Origin of the sequence: Celeribacter sp. (assembly GCF_048270365.1) — a bacterium.
Classification (GTDB): Bacteria; Pseudomonadota; Alphaproteobacteria; order Rhodobacterales; family Rhodobacteraceae; genus Celeribacter.
In genome coordinates, this window is record NZ_JBLWTA010000004.1 from 94,874 (window position 1) to 116,805 (window position 21,932).

General features: G+C 56.6%; 21 protein-coding genes and 1 tRNA gene. 8 read left to right on the forward strand and 14 right to left on the reverse strand.

What is annotated here, in order from left to right; genetic code table 11:
- Positions 1–4: 4 nt before the first annotated feature.
- Positions 5–742 (forward strand): flagellar type III secretion system pore protein FliP, encoded by a 738-nt coding sequence (gene fliP / locus ACN0X0_RS07005; RefSeq protein WP_417278575.1) that lies wholly within the window; start codon positions 5–7, stop codon positions 740–742.
- 137 nt (positions 743–879) lie between these two features.
- Here fliP and ACN0X0_RS07010 read toward each other — a convergent pair whose 3' ends face one another.
- From ACN0X0_RS07010 to ACN0X0_RS07050, 9 genes are all read right to left on the reverse strand, one after another.
- Positions 880–1,983, reverse strand: coding sequence for a flagellar basal body P-ring protein FlgI (locus ACN0X0_RS07010; RefSeq protein WP_417262462.1), 1,104 nt, complete (start codon positions 1,981–1,983; stop codon positions 880–882).
- A complete protein-coding gene (locus tag ACN0X0_RS07015) occupies positions 1,983–2,990 on the reverse strand; it encodes a flagellin (RefSeq protein WP_417262461.1) in 1,008 nt (335 codons plus the stop codon). The genes ACN0X0_RS07010 and ACN0X0_RS07015 overlap by 1 nt, the downstream gene beginning before the upstream one ends.
- 2 nt (positions 2,991–2,992) lie before the next feature.
- The gene (flgK, locus tag ACN0X0_RS07020) at positions 2,993–4,450 is read right to left on the reverse strand and encodes a flagellar hook-associated protein FlgK (RefSeq protein ID WP_417262460.1); all 1,458 of its coding nucleotides are present in this window, start codon (positions 4,448–4,450) and stop codon (positions 2,993–2,995) included.
- Positions 4,451–4,479: 29 nt separating this feature from the next.
- A complete protein-coding gene (locus tag ACN0X0_RS07025; RefSeq protein WP_417262459.1) occupies positions 4,480–5,775 on the reverse strand; it encodes a flagellar hook protein FlgE in 1,296 nt (431 codons plus the stop codon).
- A gap of 90 nt (positions 5,776–5,865) precedes the next feature.
- Entirely contained in the window at positions 5,866–6,714 is an 849-nt protein-coding gene (locus tag ACN0X0_RS07030) for an OmpA/MotB family protein (RefSeq protein ID WP_417278576.1), read from the reverse strand.
- 255 nt (positions 6,715–6,969) lie between these two features.
- Positions 6,970–7,045 (reverse strand) — tRNA-Thr (locus tag ACN0X0_RS07035).
- Positions 7,046–7,112: 67 nt separating this feature from the next.
- On the reverse strand, positions 7,113–8,603 hold the full coding sequence (locus ACN0X0_RS07040; RefSeq protein ID WP_417278577.1) for a heme biosynthesis protein HemY: 1,491 nt from the start codon (positions 8,601–8,603) through the stop codon (positions 7,113–7,115).
- A gap of 15 nt (positions 8,604–8,618) precedes the next feature.
- The gene (locus ACN0X0_RS07045; protein ID WP_417278578.1) at positions 8,619–9,794 is read right to left on the reverse strand and encodes a hypothetical protein; all 1,176 of its coding nucleotides are present in this window, start codon (positions 9,792–9,794) and stop codon (positions 8,619–8,621) included.
- 83 nt (positions 9,795–9,877) lie between these two features.
- Positions 9,878–10,645, reverse strand: a complete 768-nt coding sequence (locus ACN0X0_RS07050; RefSeq protein WP_417278579.1) for a uroporphyrinogen-III synthase — start codon at positions 10,643–10,645, stop codon at positions 9,878–9,880.
- 81 nt (positions 10,646–10,726) lie between these two features.
- Here ACN0X0_RS07050 and ACN0X0_RS07055 point away from each other — a divergent pair, with 81 nt between their 5' ends.
- The 3 genes from ACN0X0_RS07055 to ACN0X0_RS07065 are packed head-to-tail and all read left to right on the forward strand — an operon-like array spanning position 10,727 to position 12,393.
- The gene (locus ACN0X0_RS07055) at positions 10,727–11,695 is read left to right on the forward strand and encodes an NAD(P)H-dependent glycerol-3-phosphate dehydrogenase (protein ID WP_417278580.1); all 969 of its coding nucleotides are present in this window, start codon (positions 10,727–10,729) and stop codon (positions 11,693–11,695) included.
- A 3-nt stretch (positions 11,696–11,698) separates the two neighbouring features.
- A complete protein-coding gene (locus ACN0X0_RS07060) occupies positions 11,699–11,974 on the forward strand; it encodes a YciI family protein (RefSeq protein WP_226551606.1) in 276 nt (91 codons plus the stop codon).
- A complete protein-coding gene (locus ACN0X0_RS07065; RefSeq protein WP_417262450.1) occupies positions 11,971–12,393 on the forward strand; it encodes an EVE domain-containing protein in 423 nt (140 codons plus the stop codon). The genes ACN0X0_RS07060 and ACN0X0_RS07065 overlap by 4 nt, the downstream gene beginning before the upstream one ends.
- A gap of 275 nt (positions 12,394–12,668) precedes the next feature.
- On the opposite strand, the gene ACN0X0_RS07070 is transcribed toward ACN0X0_RS07065, so the two are convergent.
- From ACN0X0_RS07070 to ahcY, 3 genes are all read right to left on the reverse strand, one after another.
- The gene (locus tag ACN0X0_RS07070) at positions 12,669–13,010 is read right to left on the reverse strand and encodes a DUF2853 family protein (protein ID WP_226551609.1); all 342 of its coding nucleotides are present in this window, start codon (positions 13,008–13,010) and stop codon (positions 12,669–12,671) included.
- Positions 13,011–13,164: 154 nt separating this feature from the next.
- Entirely contained in the window at positions 13,165–13,860 is a 696-nt protein-coding gene (locus tag ACN0X0_RS07075; RefSeq protein ID WP_417278581.1) for an extensin family protein, read from the reverse strand.
- A 59-nt stretch (positions 13,861–13,919) separates the two neighbouring features.
- Positions 13,920–15,308, reverse strand: coding sequence for an adenosylhomocysteinase (ahcY, locus tag ACN0X0_RS07080; protein WP_417262448.1), 1,389 nt, complete (start codon positions 15,306–15,308; stop codon positions 13,920–13,922).
- A gap of 161 nt (positions 15,309–15,469) precedes the next feature.
- Here ahcY and ACN0X0_RS07085 point away from each other — a divergent pair, with 161 nt between their 5' ends.
- Positions 15,470–16,072: an HD domain-containing protein gene (locus tag ACN0X0_RS07085; protein WP_417262447.1), complete on the forward strand. Its 603-nt coding sequence runs from the start codon at positions 15,470–15,472 to the stop codon at positions 16,070–16,072.
- 270 nt (positions 16,073–16,342) lie between these two features.
- Entirely contained in the window at positions 16,343–17,236 is an 894-nt protein-coding gene (locus ACN0X0_RS07090) for a LysR family transcriptional regulator (RefSeq protein ID WP_417278582.1), read from the forward strand.
- A 122-nt stretch (positions 17,237–17,358) separates the two neighbouring features.
- Here ACN0X0_RS07090 and ACN0X0_RS07095 read toward each other — a convergent pair whose 3' ends face one another.
- Complete coding sequence (locus ACN0X0_RS07095; RefSeq protein ID WP_219783301.1) at positions 17,359–17,913, reverse strand: ActR/PrrA/RegA family redox response regulator transcription factor; 555 nt, start codon at positions 17,911–17,913, stop codon at positions 17,359–17,361.
- An 85-nt stretch (positions 17,914–17,998) separates the two neighbouring features.
- A complete protein-coding gene (locus ACN0X0_RS07100; protein WP_417278583.1) occupies positions 17,999–18,628 on the reverse strand; it encodes an SCO family protein in 630 nt (209 codons plus the stop codon).
- A 147-nt stretch (positions 18,629–18,775) separates the two neighbouring features.
- Here ACN0X0_RS07100 and regB point away from each other — a divergent pair, with 147 nt between their 5' ends.
- The gene (gene regB / locus ACN0X0_RS07105) at positions 18,776–20,170 is read left to right on the forward strand and encodes a sensor histidine kinase RegB (RefSeq protein WP_417278584.1); all 1,395 of its coding nucleotides are present in this window, start codon (positions 18,776–18,778) and stop codon (positions 20,168–20,170) included.
- A 105-nt stretch (positions 20,171–20,275) separates the two neighbouring features.
- Positions 20,276–21,865, forward strand: a complete 1,590-nt coding sequence (locus tag ACN0X0_RS07110) for a PAS-domain containing protein (RefSeq protein WP_417278585.1) — start codon at positions 20,276–20,278, stop codon at positions 21,863–21,865.
- The last annotated feature ends 67 nt before the right edge of the window (positions 21,866–21,932 follow it).

Below are 21,932 nucleotides of genomic sequence, written 5' to 3' on the forward strand. Positions count from 1 at the left end.
ACTCATGCGGCTTTCTGCACCTCTGCTTTTGCTGGCAATCAGTTTTCTATTGATCGGGGAAACCGCCAGCGCACAGGCCATCACGCTTGATCTTGGTGACGACGGTTCACTGGCCACCCGATCCATTCAGCTTTTACTACTGATCACGGTCCTGAGTATCGTTCCCGGGATCGCCGTCACACTGACCTGTTTTCCCTTCATCGTGACCGTTCTCTCGATCCTGCGTCAGGCGATCGGTCTGCAACAGTCGCCGCCGAACATGTTGATGATCAGCCTGGCGATGTTTCTGACCTATTTCGTGATGGAACCGGTTTTCACGGAAAGCTGGACCATCGGAATTCAGCCTTATGTGAACGGCGACATCCCTCTCGAGCAGGCATTCCAGCTTTCGATCGATCCCTTTCGCGGCTTTATGTCCAACCGCATTGATCCCGATACCTTCCAACAGCTTCAAGAGCTTCGCACGGATATCAGCGACGTAAACGGCGTCACCCGCGATGCGCCGCTTTCCATTTTGGTTCCGTCCTTTCTGCTCTCCGAAGTCGAACGCGCCTTTCAGATCGGATTTCTGATCTTCCTGCCGTTTCTCATCATCGACCTTGTTGTCTCAGCCATTCTGATGTCCATGGGGATGATGATGGTGCCACCGGCCATCGTATCCCTGCCCTTCAAACTGGCTTTTTTCGTGGTCTCCGATGGCTGGGCTTTGATCTCAAGCGCACTCGTTCGTAGCTACTTTTGAACAGAAGACTTACAAAAACGATCACTAAAAAACGCGCTCCATGACGGGGCGCGTTTTTAGTTTCTAACCTTGGCTGAGCGACTCCTTGCGACGCTCTCGACGGCGGCACAGCTTTTCAGCTTCTAACCCCGTGCGCATTACCGCACCAGGAACTCGGCATGCAGGGCTCCGGCCGCCTTAATGCTTTTCAGAATATCAATCATATCGCGCGGCGACACGCCCAGCGCGTTCAGGCCTGCGATCACCTCGGACAGAGAGGTGCCCTCATTAATTTCCGCCAACCCGATGCCGGGCTCTTCTTGAATAGAGGCCTGCGTTCTGGGGACGACCACCGTCCCACCGTCGGAGAAAGGATTGGGCTGCACCACAAGCGGCTCTTCTTGGATACGCAGGGTCAGGTTGCCTTGACTAACGGCCACACGGGAAATTCGCACATCTTCCCCCATCACGATCGTGCCGGATCTCTGATCCACCACAACACGCGCTTTACGCTCCGGCTGCACAGAAATGTTTTCCACGCGTCCCAGAGCATGCGCAGGGGACAGTTCTTTGGTCGCCTTGATATCCAAAACCACCGTACCTGCGTCGAGCATACGAGAGACCACACGGCCGAAATCCTGATTGATCGCATCTTCGATCCGCTCTGCCGTCGTAAAGTCGGGGTTGCGAAGCGCCAAGCGCACAGATTTGAGCTGCGTGAAATCAAAATCGATTTCACGCTCAACACGTGCACCAGAAGGAATAACGCCAGAGGTCGGCACGCCTTGCACCACAGAAGCACCAGCTCCCTCGGCAGAGGCGCCACCGGCAATAACGGTGCCTTGGGCAACGGCGTAAATCTGACCATCCGGTGCATTGAGTGGCGTCATGATCAGCGTGCCCCCCAAAAGACTTTTTGCATCCCCAATCGCCGAAACCGTGACATCAATTTTGCCCCCTGTCCGAGAAAACGGCGGCAGGGTCGCGGTGACAAAGACGGCAGCGACGTTTTTGGGTCGAAACTGCTCTCCCGTCACATTCACGCCGAGGCGTTCCAGAATGCTGGACATGATTTCTTCGGTGAATGGCGCATTTCGGATGCCGTCACCCGTTCCGTTCAAACCGACCACAAGGCCATATCCGACCAGATCGTTGCCACGTACCCCATCGAATTCAACGAGATCCTTGATCCGAATGGGGTTGGCTGCGGCGGGAAGAGCCAGCAAAAGCGCGAAGAAGAGAGAAGAGAACAATTTGAACATCAGATGTAATCCGCAAGGCTGAGTTGGGACATACGCGCGGTCAGCGTGTAAATGAGTTGGAGTTGGGTTTCGGTTTGCGTGAGCATGGAGGCAGCCTCATAGGGGTCTGCCGAAATGATTGCTGACTTCGCCGTTTCATAGGAATAGGTCATGGCCTTGTTGGACAGGTTTGCCTCTTCGATACGCGCTTCAATCGAGCCGACCTGCGCCTGAAGGTCGGCCAAACCGGCCTGAGCGCCCATGAGGGTCTCGCCTGCGCTGCGCAACAGAGATGCTTGCGTCCCGACCTCACCGTCAAAAACGCCTTCATCGACAAGAGAGGCCAAAGCCAAGCCTTTGAGCGTTTCACGGATGGACATGTCTTCGGCAGTGATATCCAGTTTGACCTTTTCATTCTCGCCGAGCGAAAATGGCGACAAAGAATTCGCAGAGCCTTGATAAGCGGTGGTCTCATAACCGCCACCACCGGACATGAACCAATCATCGACAATGGTTTCCACGTCAGCCGCGGTCAAGGCGCCGGCAACCGCCGTCATCAGTTCACTCATCATGTCATCGGCAGTGATGAGTGCCGTTTTTCCTGTTGCCGCTCCGCTCAAAAGCGACCGATCTCCGATCCGGGCATTCAAAGTGGATACGACCGCATCAAACCGTGTTCGCGCGTCTTTTGCAGCGACTGAAACACTGGTTGCATCAGCGTTTGTCGAGGCGGTCAGCAGGCTGGAAGAGAGGTCTTCAACATGCGAAGAAATCGACCCAAAGCTGGATTGCAGCGCGGTCGCGAACAGGTCCGCCTCCTGGATCGCAATGTCATAGGAGCCCAGAGTTCGGAGCGCGCGTTCAATGGATGCCAGGGGTGAAAAATCACCAGAGACTGCCGCAGACAGGTCTTGCTTTTCACCGCTGGCGACCTCGTAATTATACCGGTCGAGATCTTGCTTGGTTTGCGTGGTGAACCGCATGTTCCGGAGTGTCGATGCCATATCACCGAAAGAAATCGTGCTCATCGTCAAATCCCCATCAACTGATCCATGAGCGCCTCAATCGTCGAGATCACCTTGGCATTCGCGGCATAGGTTTGCTCGATCACGAGGAGCCGCTGCATCTCCTGATCTGTGTCCACGCCATTTTCCATTTCAATAGCTTCAAGCGAGTCGCGGCGGGCTGAGGCATAGGTCAGATCCGCCGCCGCGTTGAGTTGGTTGGTTTCCGCGAGCGAATACATGTCCGCCGCAAATCCCAGCGCCGAACGCTCAATACCGGTCAAGCCACCCGAAGACGCGACACGAGATTTTTGCAGCGCATTGGCCAGAGAATTCAGGATGGATGCATCCCCCTGATCGCCCTCTGCCACGGCACCAAGCCCGTCACGCAGTTTCCACAGGTCGCCGCCCTGATCCGGGTCAACCAACGCATTTACAGAAATGCGCCCAGCCAAGCCCTCTTCGTTCAAAACATCAAAGGCCACACCGCCATCGGTGAAGAGACCCGCATCGCCGATCGCCAGAGTGGAATCCGCATCAGGGGTTTGGAAACGTTCGATCAGATCACGCGCGAGAGCGTCCAGCTCTGTTTGGGCCTGAGGTGCCAAAACATCACGAATTTCGAACAAGCCTGCGAGTTTGCCCCCCGCAATGGGGCCTTTTTCCGTATTCGTCGGCATGTCGAGACCGTTGATCGTCAAGCCTGACAAAGCACCGCCGGAAACAGTCATATCGGGTGTGATGATCGGCGTCTGTGTGAATCCAAGTGTTGCCGCTTTGGAATCGACGAGAAAGGCACCGCCGTTGGTGTAAAGCGAAATCATCCCGTTGTCTTTTTCGACTTCATTCACGGGAATGAATTCAGAGATTTGATCCACCAAGGTTTGACGTTGATCCATGAGACCATTGGCATCGTAGCCCTGAGTGACCTGTTTCTGGATCGCGACATTGAGATCGACAACCTGTTGCAGCGCGGAATTCAGGAAATCGACGGTCTTTGCGATTTCCTTATCCGCAGCCATACGGGTGTCCATGATGCTGTCGGAGGCATCGTTGATTTGCGTTGCCAAATCGCTGGCCGCATCCAGAACAGTCGCCAGCCGAGCCTCGGAATCCGGGCGGCTGGCGGCTTCGATCAAAGCCGTTTCAAGGCCGGTGATCCGGCCGGCGATGGAGTCCTTTTCATCGGCCTGGCCCATGGCTGCGGCGTAGGAGTCGTAGAACTCCGCCCGGGTATTTTCAAGTGCCGCCTCTGCACCCGCATAACGACGCTCGCCCGTGACGACAGGATCATGATAACGGGTGACCCCGACGACTGAAACGCCGGAGCCATATCTACCCAACTGCTGGGACGTTAACTCGATTTCCCTCTTGCCATAGCCTTCCGTCATGGCGTTGGCGACGTTGGAGGACACGACATCCGCCGCGCGCGACACAGCATTCAGGCCACTCAAGGCATTTGAAAGGGCCGAAGAGATACTCATGTCTAACCTCCTATTCTGTTACCAAAGCCTTATCGTTTGATATTCGTCGTCTCCTGCAGCATCTCATCGACCGTCTGGATAACCTTCGCATTCGACGAATAAGCTCGTTGGGTTTGGATCAGATCCGTCAGTTCGGCCGCCACATCCGTGGCAGAGCCTTCACGCGCAAAGCCTTCGATCGTTCCTGTCGGACCGTCCCCCGCATCCCACAGGAAGAAGGAGCCCGAATCCGGCGACACCTGATAGGTTTGGTTGCCCAGAGAGGTCAGGCCATTGGGATTCGGAACGTCCACCAGCGGGATTTGATAGATCACGCGGGTAAAGCCGGTATCGTAGGTTGCCGTGATATAGCCGCCGTCGTCGATCTCTACCGAAGTCAGGTTACCAACGGGCGAACCGTCTTTGGTGATCGACGTGGGCGCAAACCCGTCAGACAGCTGGGTGAGACCATTGGTGTCGCCCGGTTTGCCGATGGTCATTTCAATCGGGCCACCCGCGACGGTCAGAGCCAGAGTGCCCGCCCCAGAATCATAGGTTGCGCTCACGGGGTTGTTGACGGTCGGCGTCACGGTCGAAAGCGTACCGCCAGCGCCGCGCGTATCATCGAACACGAGATCATATTCGCCAATAATGGCACCGCCGGAAGCAGTATCGGTGATCGTCATGGTCCAGCTGTTGGGCGTAACAAGATCAGGGGTAAAAGTGATATCCAGCGCCTCGGACGTACCGAGGTTGCCGAAATATTCAACAGAAGCCGGCAATGCGGTGGTCGCACCCTCTGCGGGCAGGTTTACACCAAGGTTAATCTTGGTGGTCGGGTCACCAGCGGTCTGGTTTGAATTGATGACCACGGGTTCAAGCCCGGTCATCGTATCGCGGGCATAGGTGGCGATGGAACCATCTGCCTCAGCCGGCCAACCCAGCAAAACAAGGCCGGAAGAGGTCTTCAAAATGCCATCCGCGTCCGTATGAAACGATCCGGTGGTGGTCATCATCAGGGGCTGATCCCCCATATTGCCATCCAGCGACACTTCGGTGGTCACCGGAAGGAAACCACCATCTGCCACCGCAATATCGGTCGCGTTCGATGTCGAAATCAGCGGGCCCTGTTCATCGATCATCCGAGTCGTACTCGCACGCACGCCGCCTGCGGTATAGGTGCCCGTGTTTGCAGAGTTCGAGATCACGAAGGATTCGAAATCCGTGGAGGCACGTTTGTAGCCGTATGTCCCGGAGTTGGCGATGTTATCGGAAATCGTAGCAAGCCGCGTGGCGTTTGCGGCAAGGCCGGCAACACCGGCATTGAGAGAGGAAGAAATCGACATAGGGGTAGCGCCTTTCTGCTGCTGAGACCCAAAAACTGATCTCAGCATGCACAATGAGGCTTAACGGCTCCCTAACGCTTAAAATGCGATCTATTTCTTTATCTGTTTTCTCAGCAAGACGATCTCCACGCGGTTGTTGCGCGCCGCCATCGGATTACCAACGGCAGGTTTACGATCCGCATAGCCCGTCACTCGCTGAATCCGTGCGGTCGGTGTCCCGTTCCGCTCCAACAAGAGCCGCACCTGATCGGCCCGTTTGGTAGACAGATCCCAGACCGGATTATCCGCAACAACAAGAGGTTGGGAGCGAACATAGCCCGTGACTGCAATGTCATTGCGTACAATTTTGAAAACCTCGGAGAGCATCTCGACCAAGAGCGTCATCACTTCGGACGGCTCTGAGGATTTCGAGGAGAACAGCGGCTCATCTTCCAGATCGTGCAGCTCGATGATCAAACCTTCATCCGTCACACGGGTCACGATATGACGCATCGCCTCATCTGCGGCCATGCTTTCGCCACTGAATGCCGTCAAAAGCTCCTGTACCTCTGCAAAAGCCTTGGCCTCAAGAGCCTCCGCAGTGTCCTCATCTTCCGTATTTTCGGATTTCGCCGCACCGCTGTCGCTGGCACTGTGCGTGTTCGACGCCCCTGTCCCGTTTTGTGACAGAGTTTCCTCGGTAAACACGGAATCCCCACCGAAAGACCCATCTCCGCCGCCAGAAATGCGGTTCACCGGGATGGTCGGATTGAAGTAATCCGCAAGCCCTTTGCGCTGTTTTTCCGTCGTCGCATTCAACAACCACATCAAGAGAAAGAAGGCCATCATCGCGGTCACGAAGTCGGCATAGGCCACTTTCCAAGCGCCGCCATGGTGGCCGCCACCTGCAATGACTTTCTTTTTCTTGATGATAATCGGAGCGTTGCCTTTGCCGCTCATACCACCACCTCATTATTCACCCGAAATCAGGGATAGCAGTCAGGGATAAACACCAGCTTAACTTCTAAAATTGAAAAGATATTTTCGCCAAGCGGGAACAACCGCAAACGTATTCTCATACGCAGGCTCTGAGCGCCAAATACCACATTGGGCAACAATGCGACCTTTACGGAAATATCGCGGTGCAGATGAGAGGAGAATTCACGAACCGAAACTGGCCTCAAATCGCGATCCGCACAGTAGGCCAATTTAAAATGGTGCCGGTGATAGGACTCGAACCTACGACCCCATCATTACGAATGACGTGCTCTACCAGCTGAGCTACACCGGCACCTTTGCCGAAAGCGCGCTTTCGGCGTGAACGGGTCTTTATCACCCTCTTTCAGAGGTGTGTAGCCCTAATTTGCACCCTTTTCCGTTTCCTTTTCCTCTGCAGGGGTCACATCGAACATTGTGGCAGTTTCTTCCACCTCATCCTCATCGGAATCATCGGGCTCAACCACGGGTTCCGGCATCGCGCCGACGATCATCGGCAACATTTCCGTGCCTGCGGGCATAGCCACCTCGGAGTGAGTCGGTTTACGCCAGCTCAGCGTGTCAAAGCCACCGCATTGATCACAGACAGGCGCCCATTCCGCATGGATGGTCTGGCAATTGTCACAGACCCATTGCGGGCCGCGCGGCGCCGTCAGCGCCCGTGTCAGCCAGCCACGCACCACGACATCCTCGGCGCCTTCGCCACGCTCAATCGCGGCCAAAATCGTGAGGCTGCGTGCCGTCGGGTTCATCTCCGCCAGATCGCCCAGCGCCCGACGTGCCGCCGGGAAATCTTCGGCGGCGATATAAAGCTCGGCGGCGAGCATTTGGCTTTCCGGGTTTTCCGGATGCACCTTGGTCAGAGCCCCGAAACGTTTGATGCGTTGCTCCGGCGTTTCCTTCGGTTCGATCCGCGCGAAAGCGGCCGCAAGGTCCGGGTGGGGCTGAGCCTCCCAGGCCTTCTTGATCACGCGCGCGGCCTGACGTTGTTTGCCTTCCGCGACATATTCGTCGGAGGCCATCACCGCCGCCGGGATCAAATCCGGGGACTTTTTGTTGGCTTCAATCGCCGCCTCTCGGGACTCGATGCTGGCGCCTTTCTCGAACACGCCTTTCGCCTGCGACAGAGCCAGAACTGCGTCGCGGCGTTTGTGCACATCGCGCGGAATGGCGCCATGTTTGAGCTTGGCCGAAAGTGTACTGCGTGCCGCCACCCAATCGCCTTTTTCGGCCTGAAGACGGAGGAGAATATCCTGCGTCTCGACATGTTTCGGCTTTAGAGCAAAGGCTTTCTCGGCCAGTTTAAGCGCCGTGTCCGTATCGCCCTCGTCGAGCTTTTGCTTCATGATGCCTTGAACGCCCACAAACCGGGTGCGTTCGTCGGTCACCAATTGTTTGAAGGCCCGTTCAGCCGTCAGTTTATCGCCATTCATGACCGCGGCCTGCGCCTTCAAAAGGTTCGTCAGCTCAGGTTTCTGAAGATATTTCTCCGCCTTAGCCGCTTTGGCCAGCGCCAGACGACCATCGCCAGAGGCCAGCGCCATCATGCCGTCCGTCACCACCTCGATCCCCTTTTTCTCGCGGTTGCGGTCAAAATAGCGGGAGATCGCGGTTTCATCGCCAAGCAAGAACCGCGCGACGGCAACCAAAAGGCCAAGCAGTTTCAGCGCCACATAAATCGCGACGATCAGCGCGATCAGGGCCAGTACCGCCTTGAGCGGGGTCAGGGTGATTTCGTAGCTGCCAAAGGCGATCTGCGCGCCGCCTTCGGTTTCCATCAAAACCGTGCCGCCATAGGCCAACGCCGCGACGAGAATGACGAAAACAACAATTTTCACTAGGGACCAGAGCATATTTTTTCGCCTTTCTTACTGACCGAGAAATTCATCAAGGGCCGTCATCAAATCCACCCGTTTTTGAGCGTTTGCAACCCACCCCTGCATCTCGGCCTTGCCTTCCTCGGGCAGGGCCTCAAGCGTGGTGATTGCCTTGGCAAAGAGGCCATCGCGCACGTCCTGTTCAGCACGCGACAGGATCGCATCCGCGTCGTCGCCCTCTTTCGGTTTGGTGGATCGCAATCCGATTTGAGTTTGCAGCGCAGTTTGGAACCAGCTTTGTTCCCCCGCGTCATAGGCCGCCCGCGAAGAGACCACCAAAGCGTCTCGCGCCGCCTCGGAGTAGCCCTCCTGCAGAGATGTCACGCTTGGGATGCCCTCCGCTGCCGCCTGCTGCAAAACTTCGGGGACATCGGTGTTCATCTCGGCCAGAACCTGATCGAAAGGCTCGCCTGCATCGACCAGCGTTTGAAGCCGGGCCTTTGCGGTGGAAATCCGCGCAGCGGTTTCTTCGGCGATGGATTGCTCTTTCGCCTCTTCCAATCGGGAAATCTCGCTATTGAGCAGATCTTGCATCTGCGCCAACTGCCGCTCGTAGGCTGCGGTGGCTTCGGGGGAGACGATGGCCTCTGCCACGGGGCGGGCCTCGATCTGGGTCATCCGCTCTTCGAATGTCGCAAGCTGCTCTGCGAGCGCGTCGTATTGAGCACTGTTATCTTGTGCCGCGATCTCGGTTTCCAGATCGGCCAGCGCGGCTTGTTGCGCCTCTGCGCGTTGCGTCGCCGCCGTCTCCAGGGCTTGGATTTGTCCTTCGAGAGCTGTGATCTGTTGTGTCAGCTCTTCGGTATTTGCGCCGGGGAAAGGCCAGCCCTCCGGCTTGAGAAACTGCGCGCCGGCATAGCCAAGTGCGGCGCAGACAACCCCGCCCAAAACCATAGGCACAAAGCCGCCGCGTTTCACGACCTTGGTAACAGGGGCAGGGGGTGTGACCTCAGGGGTTTCCTCCGGCTTGTCTTCTGACACCTCATCAACAGTGTAAATCTCTGCCGCTTCAGCCTCCTCACTGGGCTCCTGCGGAATATCCTCCACCTCCTCGGTGGTCTCGGTTTCCTCGATGATAGTGTCTTCTGCTTTTTCGTCGGGCGTATTCTCCGCAACGTCGGCCGTCACAGCATCCTGATCCTGCGGGAGTTCCGTTTTGTCACTCACAGTTTCCTGCTGGGTTTTCTTATCACCTGACACGTGATCCACCTTTCGAATCCAGAACCTATTCTTCCATTTATCTTCAGAGCCTAGACCCTGTGACCGCCCCTCTCAAGCGGTGATCCCCGCAACTGCGACGCAATGGCGTGCTGCATGGCTTCCCCATCGGGATGATCCACGCAGAGGCTTATCTTGGGATGTGGGCCATCCCATGCGTCAAGACAGGCCTGTGACAGGCCGATCAGGGTCAAATCGCCTCTGAAATCCTCAAGCAGCTTTGCGGTAAGCGATGCCGATCTCGGCGAATACAGAGGTACGATGAGGGACATCTCTGCCTGAATGGCCTGCCGCTCCGGCGCACTCCATTGTCGTGGGTTTTGCTCATATACAACACAAGAATATGTCTCTAATCCAGCTAAACTCAGCCGTTTTGCGATCTCGCCTCGCGTATGGCGCCCGCGCAAATGGAGTACATGCCCAACGCCATGACCCGACAGGTTTGCGACCAGTTCATCTGCGTTGGAAAAGACGTCTCGAACGTCGTGCCCCTGTGCCATCGCCGCCTCTCGCGTGGCTTTTCCCACGCAATAGGTCGGCATACCTCGAAAGGGGGCCGCGGCTGACACAGCGTGGCGAGATGTAAGCACAAGATGATCAAAATTCCGATCCGCACATTCGAACGGCAGCGCGACGATCTCCATAACGGGCGCGAGAATGCAGCGCACATCAGGGCCCAAAGCCTCAAGCGCCAGCGCGAGGCGTTTCGCATCCTCTTTCGGGCGTGTGATCAGAACGGGTGAGGTCAAAATCGGTCTCGGGATTGTCTGGCTCCTCTCACGGTGATACCTCCCAAACATGGGTTGAACAACATGTCCCGCCCGTGTTCTGCGCGGTTCATCGCGCGCAGGCTTTGAAATAACCGTGGGGAGAGACAGGTCGTGAGTGAGATTTCGGTCCTTGGCGCCGGTGCTTTTGGAACCGCTCTGGCCATCTCCCTGGCCCGAACGGGACGCGACATTCACCTTTGGGCACGCTCTGAAGGCGCCGCATCAGAGATGCAAAAGCGCCGCGAAAACACAGGGCGACTGCCGGGAAAACCATTTCCAGAGAGCCTGCACGTCACCTCCGATCTCCCCCAAGCCACCAAGGCCCCGATCCTTTTGCTCGCCGTACCCATGCAACAGCTTGCGCGCTTTGCAGAGGAAAATAAGACCCTATTCCAGCACAAAACGCTTGTTACCTGCTGTAAAGGTGTCGATCTTTCCTCGGATCGCGGACCTCTTGCCGTGCTCGAAGACACCGTGCCCAGCGCGACAGTCGCCATTCTGTCAGGACCATCATTCGCCGTCGATATCGCCGACGGCTTACCCACCGCTTTGACGCTGGCCGCGCGCGACAACACGCACGTCAAAGAGCTGCAATCGCGCCTGAGCACCGACAATATTCGTCTCTACTCGAGCCTCGATCCTTTGGGGGTCGAGTTTGGCGGCGCGCTCAAGAATGTCATCGCCATCGCCTGTGGCCTCGCCATCGGCGCCGGGTTTGGCGAAAGCGCGCGCGCAGCCCTCATGACCCGCGGCTTTGCCGAGATGCAGCGGCTCGCGTTCAAACTTGGCGCCGATCCTACGACGCTTTCAGGCCTTTCGGGATTTGGCGATCTGGTTCTGACCTGCACCTCCGCGAAATCCCGCAACTATTCGCATGGGCTGAAACTCGGGCAGGGGGCGCAGATCGATCCATCCGTCACCGTCGAAGGCGTTGCGACCGCAAAAGCCGTTGTGCATTTGTCGCAAACGCTCGGTGTTGATATGCCGATTACAAGCGCGGTCACGCAGATTATAAACGGGACTGTGTCCATATCCGAAGCGGTGGAGATGTTGCTCTCCCGCCCATTGAAAAGGGAATAACCTATGAAATTCGCAGTTATCTGTACCGACAAACCCGGCGCTCTCCAAATTCGCCTCGATACGCGGCCGGACCATGTCGAATACCTCAAGAGCTGTGGCGTGGTCGAGCAAGCTGGTCCGTTCCTCAATGACGCAGGCGAAATGTCTGGCTCTTTGGTCATCATCGAGGTCGAAGATATGGCCGCCGCACAGGATTGGGCTGCGAATGACCCTTACGCGAAGGCCGGGCTCTTTGCAGATGTCCGCATCGAGGCCTGGAATCGGGTGATTGGCGGATGAGCTACTGGCTTTTCAAATCCGAAGCTGAAGTGTGGTCCTGGGATCAACAGGTCGCAAAAGGCGACGTTGGCGAGGAATGGGACGGCGTGCGCAACTATCAGGCCCGCAACAACATGCGGGCGATGAAGCTGGGCGAGCGCGGCTTTTTCTACCATTCGCGCAAGGAAACCGAGATCGTTGGTATCGTCGAGATCTGTGCCGAGGCGCATCCCGACAGCAAGGCCGATGACCCGCGTTGGGAATGCGTGGACATCAAGGCGGTGCGCCCGTTCACGAAACCGGTGACGCTTGCCATGTGTAAGGAAGACCCGCGCCTCAAAGATATGGTCTTGGTGAACAACAGCCGCCTGTCGGTTCAGCCCGTCACAGACGAGGAATGGAAGATCATCTGCGAGCTCGGCGACACCGATCCGTCCTGATTTTAGCGTCTTGAAAATAAAAGGAGGGTTCCGACCCCCCGGAACCCTCCACCACCCCACGTGCTCCCTAGCACCACACGTGTTCGAATTTAAAAGGGTCCAGGCCATCCTAGCCGGTAAGTTCAACCTAGGGGTTTTCTCGATTCCCTGCAAATCCGAAGTAATTCGGGTTGGAAGTGTTTTTGAAACCTCCGCTTAACACATGGCACCCGACATGAGAAAAGCCGCCCCGATTTGCGAGGCGGCTTGGCAATTCAAGACGTTTTCAGAACATCTTAGCTGTAGACAGCTTCTTTGCCGAAGTGCTTGACCAGAAGATAGTAGAACACGGCGCGGTATTTGTTGCGCTCGGACTGGCCATAGGTGTCGATCGCGGATTTGATCGCATCCATCAACTCAGGGCCATCGGCGAGACCGAGTTTCTTGATGAGGAAGTTGGTCTTGACGGTTTCAAGCTCGCTCTCTTGAGAGGCAGCCACCGTGGAGGCATCGTCGTTGTAGATGGCCGGACCGCAACCGATGGTCACTTTGGTCAACAAATCCATATCCGGCTCCATGCCGCATTTGGTTTTCAGATCCTCGGCATATTTAGCGATAAGCTCGTCACGTTTTCCCATTCGCAGTCTCCAACCTTGTCCTTTAACAACATCATAATTTGGCCCAATTGTGGCCTGAGGGAACGGTAGTGGCATATCCGGAGTGAAGAAAGGACAAATTTGAACCAATTCTCACCGCAACCAAAGCGTTTTGTATTTCTCTGATCAAAACGTTTTAACGACAGGCGCCCCAGCCGCGGGACTGCAGGTGGAAATGATCTGCGTGCAAGCTGTTGTACTCCGGCGAAAGCGTTGTCGCGAACCATGTGCAGGCACTCTCCCGCGCCGCGCGCAGAAAGGCCGCTTTCTGCGCATCCCCGTTCCAATCGGAAATCAAGCGCATCCGCGTTCCGTCCGACAGATCAAACCCCGTAATGTCGATGGCCTCGCCTGTCGCATGCGTGCTCAGGCGAGAGGAAGTGCCGTTAGGCGTTCGGATAGGGCGACAATTGTAACTGCCGATCTGGCGCAGAACGCTGATGGACGTGCCAAAGATTTCTTCGGCAGCGGGTTGCAAACCATGGCGCTCCCACATCGCAGTGCGCAGCGCAATGGCGCAGCTGGTTTGCAACGGATCAATCCGACTTTCACCCACGCTTGAGAGCGTCACACGATCCTCGATCCCGCAACCTCCTGCGGCCTCGAGGGGAGCCATCGCCACGATACTTGCCGCGCCGTCCAGCGCAGCAAGGCAGCTGTCCAGCGAGCGTTCGGCACGGACAAGTTTCATCTTCGTGAACGGCGTCACATCGTCATGAACATGCAGCGGCACAAGCGGATTCCAGCCGCGCGGCAAAGGCGAGTTTGGCTGGGTCAAAATCTGCCAGCCGATATAGGCAATGCCGCCCAAAAGCAAAAAAACAAGCGCCACCCACAATCCTGCGGGTGGCGTCTCATATGGTTTCTTGGAACGCATCTCAGGCCAGCACCTTAGTAGCGGTAGTGCTCCGGCTTGAAAGGACCTTCGACCGACACACCGATGTAGTCGGCCTGTTCCTTGCTCAGCGTCGTCAGCTTGACGCCGATACGACCCAGATGCAGGCGCGCCACTTTTTCGTCGAGGTGCTTCGGCAGAATGTAGACGTCGTTCTGGTAGTTTTCGCCATTGGTCCAAAGCTCCATTTGAGCCAAAACCTGATTGGTGAACGAGGCGGACATCACGAAAGACGGGTGACCTGTCGCATTGCCGAGGTTCAACAAACGCCCTTCGGACAAGAGGATGATCCGGCTGCCCGAGGGCATTTCGATCATATCCACTTGGTCCTTGATGTTGGTCCATTTGTGGTTCTTGAGCGCCGCGACCTGAATTTCATTGTCGAAGTGGCCGATGTTGCCGACGATGGCCATATCCTTCATCGCGCGCATATGCTCGATGCGGATCACGTCCTTGTTGCCGGTCGTGGTGATGAAAATGTCCGCGTCACCCGCGACCTCTTCCAAAAGCACAACCTCAAAGCCATCCATCGCCGCCTGAAGCGCACAGATCGGGTCTGCTTCGGTCACTTTCACACGCGCGCCAGCGCCCCGCAGGGACGCCGCCGAGCCCTTGCCCACATCGCCATACCCGCAGACGACAGCCACTTTGCCCGCCATCATCACGTCGGTTGCACGACGGATGCCGTCGACGAGCGATTCTTTACAGCCATATTTGTTGTCGAATTTCGACTTGGTCACCGAGTCGTTCACGTTAATCGCAGGGAAGGGCAGTTGACCCTTTTTCACCAGATCGTAGAGACGATGCACGCCGGTGGTGGTTTCCTCGGAGACGCCTTTGATCTGATCGCGCATCTTGGTGAACCAACCGGGGGTTTCCGCCATACGTTTCTTGATCTGCGCCTTGATCACCACCTCCTCGTCAGAGGTCGGCACGGCGATCACGTCCTCGCCGGCTTCGGCCCGCGCGCCAAGCAGGATATAGAGCGTCGCATCGCCACCGTCGTCGAGGATCATGTTCGGACCATCGGCGAACTGGAAGGATTTATCGAGATAATCCCAATGTTCTTCAAGGCTTTGGCCCTTCACGGCAAAGACCGGAATGCCCGCCGCCGCAATCGCCGCCGCTGCGTGATCCTGGGTCGAGAAGATATTGCACGACGCCCAGCGCACATCGGCGCCCAGATCGACCAGCGTCTCGATCAGAACAGCGGTCTGGATCGTCATGTGCAAAGAGCCGACGATACGCGCGCCTTTAAGCGGTTTGCTGGCGCCATATTCTTCGCGGAGCGCCATGAGCCCCGGCATTTCCGTTTCCGCGATATCAAGCTCCTTGCGCCCAAAATCCGCGAGAGAGATGTCTTTGACGATATAGTCGGTGGCCATGGATCGTGGCTCCTGCATAACATGGTTAACTTGGGCGCTGGTTATCAGCTTGACCCCGTCCTTACAACGCAGAGCCATTGATTTCGGGTTAAGGTCGGAAAAAATATGGAAACGCCGTTAAGGCGGAGTTACCTAGTTCTCCAAACAGACATGAGGACGACATGGCTCAATCCCGCACTCAGCCCCGTGCATGGCAACGGATGCTTTCCGGCCGCAGGCTCGACCTGCTGGACCCGACACCGATGGACATTGAGATCGAGGATATTGCCCATGGCCTGGCCTTTGTGGCGCGTTGGAATGGGCAGACCTCGGGCGATTACGCCTATTCGGTCGCCGAACACTCCATTCTGGTCGAGGAGATTTTTCGCCGTCTCTATCCCAATGAACCGATCAAATGGCAGCTTGCAGCGCTTTTGCATGACGCCCCGGAATATGTGATTGGCGATATGATTTCACCGGTCAAAGCCGCGATTGGGCCCGATTACGGCGAGTTGGATGATCGGCTGACCGCCGCGATCCACATTCGCTTTGGCCTTCCTGCGAAAATTCCGGTGACGATCAAGAAAAAGATCAAAAAGGCGGATAAGGTATCCGCTTGGCTGGAGGCCACACAGATCGCCGGGTTTTCCATTGAGGAGAGCAACAAGCTCTTCGGCAAAATGAACCCCGATTTGGTCGGCGATCTAAACCTTCACCTACGCCCACCGGTCGAGACCCGCAAAGCCTTTACCGCGCGCCATGCGGCGTTGATGGCGGCACTTTGACCTGTGAAAAACCGCTGAGCTTTTCAGGCATTGCCCTCAGCTTGGCAAACCATGCTGCGCGGGCGGTTTGTCGTGCGAGGCGCCGGTTTGCCATAAAAGCACGGCGATGATGCAGCTCGGGTGAGTGTGCATCCTGCGCAGACATAAGTTCCGTGGCCATGATGTGTAACATTGGTTTTCTCCCGAAAAGCTCGACACATCGGCGATCTACCAACTATATTTGATCTATCCCACTCAGGGATTTTTTCAAACTGTAAGAATATCTAACAGATGACCGAGATCGACTGGCGCCGTATACCCTCTCTTTCGAGCCTCAGAGCCTTTGAGGCCACCGCCCGTCTGGGCAGCTTCACAGCGGCAGGCGTGGCGCTGAACGTCACCCACGCGGCGATCACGCAACAGGTACGTGCGCTAGAAAAAGAGTTGGGGCTGACCCTGTTGCAGCGCGAGGGGCGTGGCATGGGTCTGACGGAGGCCGGTCGCCAATTGGCCGCGTCCCTGTCGGATGGTTTTTCGACGATTGCCGACGGAATTGAGCGCCTGCGCGGCACACCTGCCTCTCGCGGATTGCGCGTCACCTGCACGCCCGCTTTGTCCTATGCCTTTATCATTCCGCGGCTGGGCCAATTCTGGGACGCACACCCGGATATTCCCGTTTCCCTGACCCCCTCCGGTTCCGTCGATGATCTGAAGCGTCAGCACTTTGATTTGGGGATTCGAACCGGCAAGGGAGACTGGCCGGGTCTTGATGTCGAATATCTGTGGACCACCCGCGTCATTCTTGTCGCCAGTCCGATCCTGATCAACAAACATGGTGGCAACATGAACGACTTGCCGCTTAGTATCATGCCTTGGATCAAATCGCGGACCCAATACAATGACGATGATCTCTGCCGTGAATGTGGTTTGGAGCCCGGGCTCCTGCCTGCGATTTACATCGAGGGGCAGGCCGAAAGTGTTCAGGCGGTGATGCGCGGTGTGGGTCTGACCTTTGTCTCGGAGATCGCGGTTAGTGACGATCTGGCGAGCGGCGCTTTGGTTCGCTTGCCCTATGAGTTGAGCCAGAAGTTCACCTATTACGCCGCCACCCCGAAGGGCGTGGAGCGCAACTCAACCCGCGTATTCATCGACTGGCTCAAGACACTTGCGCCCAGCGCCACTTAAAGCGTTTCTCAAAAACTTGAGGCACTCAATTTTTGAGAAACGCAGCAATATCAATTCAGTGTGGCAACGTTTTCCGCTCAATCCGATTCAGATTAAACGAAAAACGCTTTAGCGCAGTGAGTTTAACGCGGCGAGCGTTTCGCCAAGATGCGCTGAAGCGTGCGGCGGTGCATGTTGAGACGACGAGCCGTTTCCGAAACATTGCGGTCGCAAAGCTCATAGACCCGCTGGATATGCTCCCAACGCACACGATCGGCGGACATCGGATTTTCCGGCGGCGGCGGCAACTCATCGCCCGTGGAGACCAGCGCGTGCACAATGTCATTCGCATCGGCAGGTTTCGACAGATAATCCGTCGCGCCGATTTTGACGGCCGCGACAGCCGTCGCAATGGCACCGTAGCCGGTCAGAACGACGATGCGGCTGTCCGGACGTTTTTCACGCAGAACTTCGACCACATCGAGGCCATTGCCGTCTTCCAACCGCAGATCGACCACGGCATAGGCTGGCGGACGTGCTGTGGCGATGGCTTTGCCTGCGGCGACGGACCCGGCCATTTCGACATCAAAACCGCGTTTTTCCATGGCGCGCGCGAGACGGCGCAGAAATGGCTCGTCGTCATCGACCAACAAAAGCGACTTATCTGCGCCCAGTTCCAAAATCTCGTCCGCGTCCATCCCGGATCTCCCGCCATCGCATAAATCTGATAATTCAGATGTGTTTTAGAACGCCTCTAAGGCAGGGTCAATTTTTACCCTGCTGTTACTCAGCGGCATCCATGAAACAGGCCACACGATCCGCCATCTGTTCCGGCGTGTCGTCGCGTTTGAAGAAATCGACAAAACCGATCTCCGGGAACACCAGATAGGTGAACGTCGAGTGATCGACGAGATAGTATTCCGGATCGCCGTCTTCCTGCTTCTTGTAGTATGTTTTGTAGGCCATGGAGGCCGCTTTCACCTGTTCCGGCGAGCCGGTGAGGCCGATCATATTGTCATGAAACAGCGAGGTGAATTCATTGACCACCTCGGGCGTATCGCGCTCCGGGTCAATAGAGATGAAAGCTGTCTGCGCATCGTAGCCGCGCTCATCAAGAATGCGCAGAGCATCCGCGTTGCGCATGTTGTCGAGAGGGCAGACATCGGGACAGAAGGTATAGCCGAAATAGAGGATCGTCGGCTTGGTGAAGACATCCTGATCCGTGACAGTTACGCCATCTTCGCGCACAAGCTCGAAAGGACCGCCAATCGCACCAGCGCCGCCACTGACTGCGGAAGCCCGGCATTGGGCAAAAGCATCGTCTCCGGCAGGGCGGTTGGCATACCAGGCCATGCCACCCAGGGCCCCCGCAAGTACGACTGTCGCCACAAGGGCAATGGATTTCGTCGACATGTTCATCCTCCTGTGCGCAGTGCCTTGATCGCCTTGACGCAACGTGATGTGCATCAGCGAATAGCCTTTTGCATTTGCTCCGTCCCTCAGATCAATTGCAAAAGGCTTGCACAAGGGTCTTAATGCCGCAGAAGGTCAATTACACGCATGTTTGAAACCAAAGACGATCTGATACCTGTCGAAAGACGATCCGACTGGGTGCGCCTTCGCACCCTGGTGGCCGTGCGCTGGATCGCTATTTTTGGTCAGATCGCCAGCATCCTTGTCGCGATCTTTCTGTTTAACCTTCACTTGGAGATCGGCTTTTTCGCCATCGTCATCGGCGCCTCCGTGATCCTCAATATCGTCGCGAGTTTCGTTTACCCGGAAAACACGCGGCTGAGCGAACGCGGCGCGACCTTGATGTTGCTCTTCGACATCACTCAACTGTCCGCCCTGTTGTATTTCTCCGGCGGCCTGACAAACCCGTTTTCTGTGCTGATCCTCGCCCCCGTGTCGATCTCCGCCTCTGCGCTGAGGCCAAAATCCTCGATTTTCAACGGCGCTGTTGCCATCACCTTTGTGACACTTCTGGCCCTCTTTCATGTGCCCCTGCATATGGCCGATGGGGCTGAGCTGATCATTCCCGACATTTTCCTCTTTGGGAATTGGGCCGCCATCGTCATCGGCGTGCTGTTCCTCGGTGTATTTTCCTGGCGCGTGACTTCAGAAATTCACACCATGTCGCAGGCGCTTCTGGCCACTCAGATGGCATTGACCCGCGAACAGAAACTCACCGACATCGGCGGTGTTGTGGCAGCTGCCGCGCATGAATTGGGCACACCGCTCGCGACCATTAAACTTGTGTCCAGCGAGCTGGTCGACGATCTCAAGGACCATGACCTTCTGCGCGAAGATGCTCAGTTGATCAACGAACAGGCGGATCGCTGTCGTGACATCCTTCATTCGATGGGGCAGGCGGGGAAAGACGATTTGCATATGCGTTTTGCGCCCCTGCAAGCCGTGATCGAAGAGGCGGCACAGCCCCACACCAGCCGCGGTAAAACCGTCAATCTCGAAGTGTTGGGATCGGAAGACGGCTCAGAGCAGCCCTATGTCTATCGCCGTCCGGAAATCATTCACGGGATGCGCAACTTGATCCAGAACGCTGTGGATTTTTGCGAAACCACGGTCTGGGTCGACATCCTTTGGAGCAAACGGCGTATCACACTTCGGATCATCGACGATGGGGCTGGCTTTCCGCCCTCAGTGATCGGCCGCATTGGCGATCCCTTCATGCGACACAGGCGTTCGGAGAAAGAGGTCGAAAAGCGGCCCGGCTACAAAGGTATGGGGCTTGGGCTTTTTATCGCAAAAACGCTTTTGGAGCGTACCGGCGCAGAGATGAGTTTTGCGAATGGCTCAGATCGGCACGATATGCATCTGCACGCCGGGCGTCGTTCCGGGGCGATTGTTGAGTTGAGCTGGCGGCGGGACCTCATCGGCGTTCCCGAGGGAGAACAAAACAAGGCCTTGGGAGAAAACACGCCACTCAAAGCGTAAATAGACCGGCTTCTTTAGGGTTTGGACACCTGTTTTAACGGAGCGTTAACTAAAATTTCCCACACTCCGCCCATCGCAAACGCATCGCTTTTTGATGGGAATCACATGTCAGTCGACCTCCTGATCACCTTGGCCATCCTGCTCGCCGGTAGTCTCGGCGTCGCTTTTCTTGTGCTCTACAGCCTCGCCTGGCTGGCCAGTCGCAAGGAAGAGGAAAAGGCGATCGCGCTCGACACGCAGGACAACGGCATCGTCTTTCTCTTCGATGACGAAAACCTCGTGAATGCCACGCCTTCCGCACATAGCGTCATGGCCGCTGCCGTCGATGTAGGATCCGATTGGTCACGGCTTTTGTCCGTCATGATCACCAAATTCCCGACGCTTCAGCATGAGATCGCCGAACTGGCGGAACGCGGCAAAATCATTCTCGAGTCCCGCGACGGGAGTGCCGTGCTTCAGTGTGAATGGCGCAACGGATTGGCGCGGATCACCCTGATCGATCACGAAACGGGGCACAGCCATATCGACATGGATCGTCATTCTCTCATGGCGATGGAACAAGAGCTGGAAACGCTGCGGGCGACCACGGAACACGTGCCCTTCCTCGTCTGGCGCGAGCTTGAAGATGGCACGATCAGCTGGGCCAACAGTGCCTATATTTCTCTCGCAGACAGTCTTTCGGACGACAATGATGTCCCGAGCTGGCCCCCCGCATCGCTTTTCGAGACACATTTGCTGGCCAATGCCGGTGCGAGTGAATCCCGTCGCCTTAACCTGAAAGATAAGGCCGGCGATGCGCATTGGTATGACATTTACCGATTCAAAATCGGTGAGGATTATCTCTATACCGGTAGCAGCGCGGATCGCACCGTGAAAGCCGAGGAAACTCTGCGCGAGTTCACGCAAACGCTGACGAAAACCTTCTCGCATCTGACCATTGGTTTGGCCGTCTTTGACCGCAATCGTCGGCTTGCGCTGTTCAATCCGGCCCTGACGGATCTAACCTCTTTGCCTGCTGAATTCCTGATCACGCGTCCGGCTTTGACCTCCTTTTTGGATCGCCTGCGCGACAGCCAGATGATGCCGGAACCCAAGGATTACAAATCCTGGCGTCAGCAGATGGCCGCCCTGGAAAACGCCGCCGAAGATGGCACCTATGAAGAGGTTTGGACCCTTCCGGGCGGCATGACCTATCGGATTTCCGGACGCCCGCACCCCGATGGTGCCATTGCGTTCCTGTTCGAGGACATCTCCGCAGAAATGTCTCTAACCCGTCGTTTCCGTTCCGAAATCGAAACCGGACAGGCCGTTCTGGACAGTCTCTCAGAAGCCATTGCGGTCTTTTCAAGCGAGGGCATGCTGATCATGGCGAATTCCGCCTACACAAGCCTCTGGCGCCTCGAGCAAATGGAAGGCATTCGCGAAACCAGCATCACCGATGCGACCCGCGTCTGGCATGCGAAATGCGCACCGACTCCGATGTGGGGCGAGCTTCGCGATTTCGTGAGCCGCGCCGGAGAGCGTAGCGAATGGATCAGCCAAACCCGGCTGTGGGACGGTCGTCGTCTGAATTGCCGCTTCGTTCCCCTGCCGTCCGGACAAACCCTCATTGGCTTTTCCCCGGAAGAACGGCCAAGTGCGCTGCGTCCAACCCTTCGTCCGCAGGCGCATGACACGCAGTTTATCGAGTTGTGACGCGGGCGCGTGACGTCTAGCCCTTGTGTCCACTGTAAGGGGGCCTAAAGTCAGACACCACACGTCT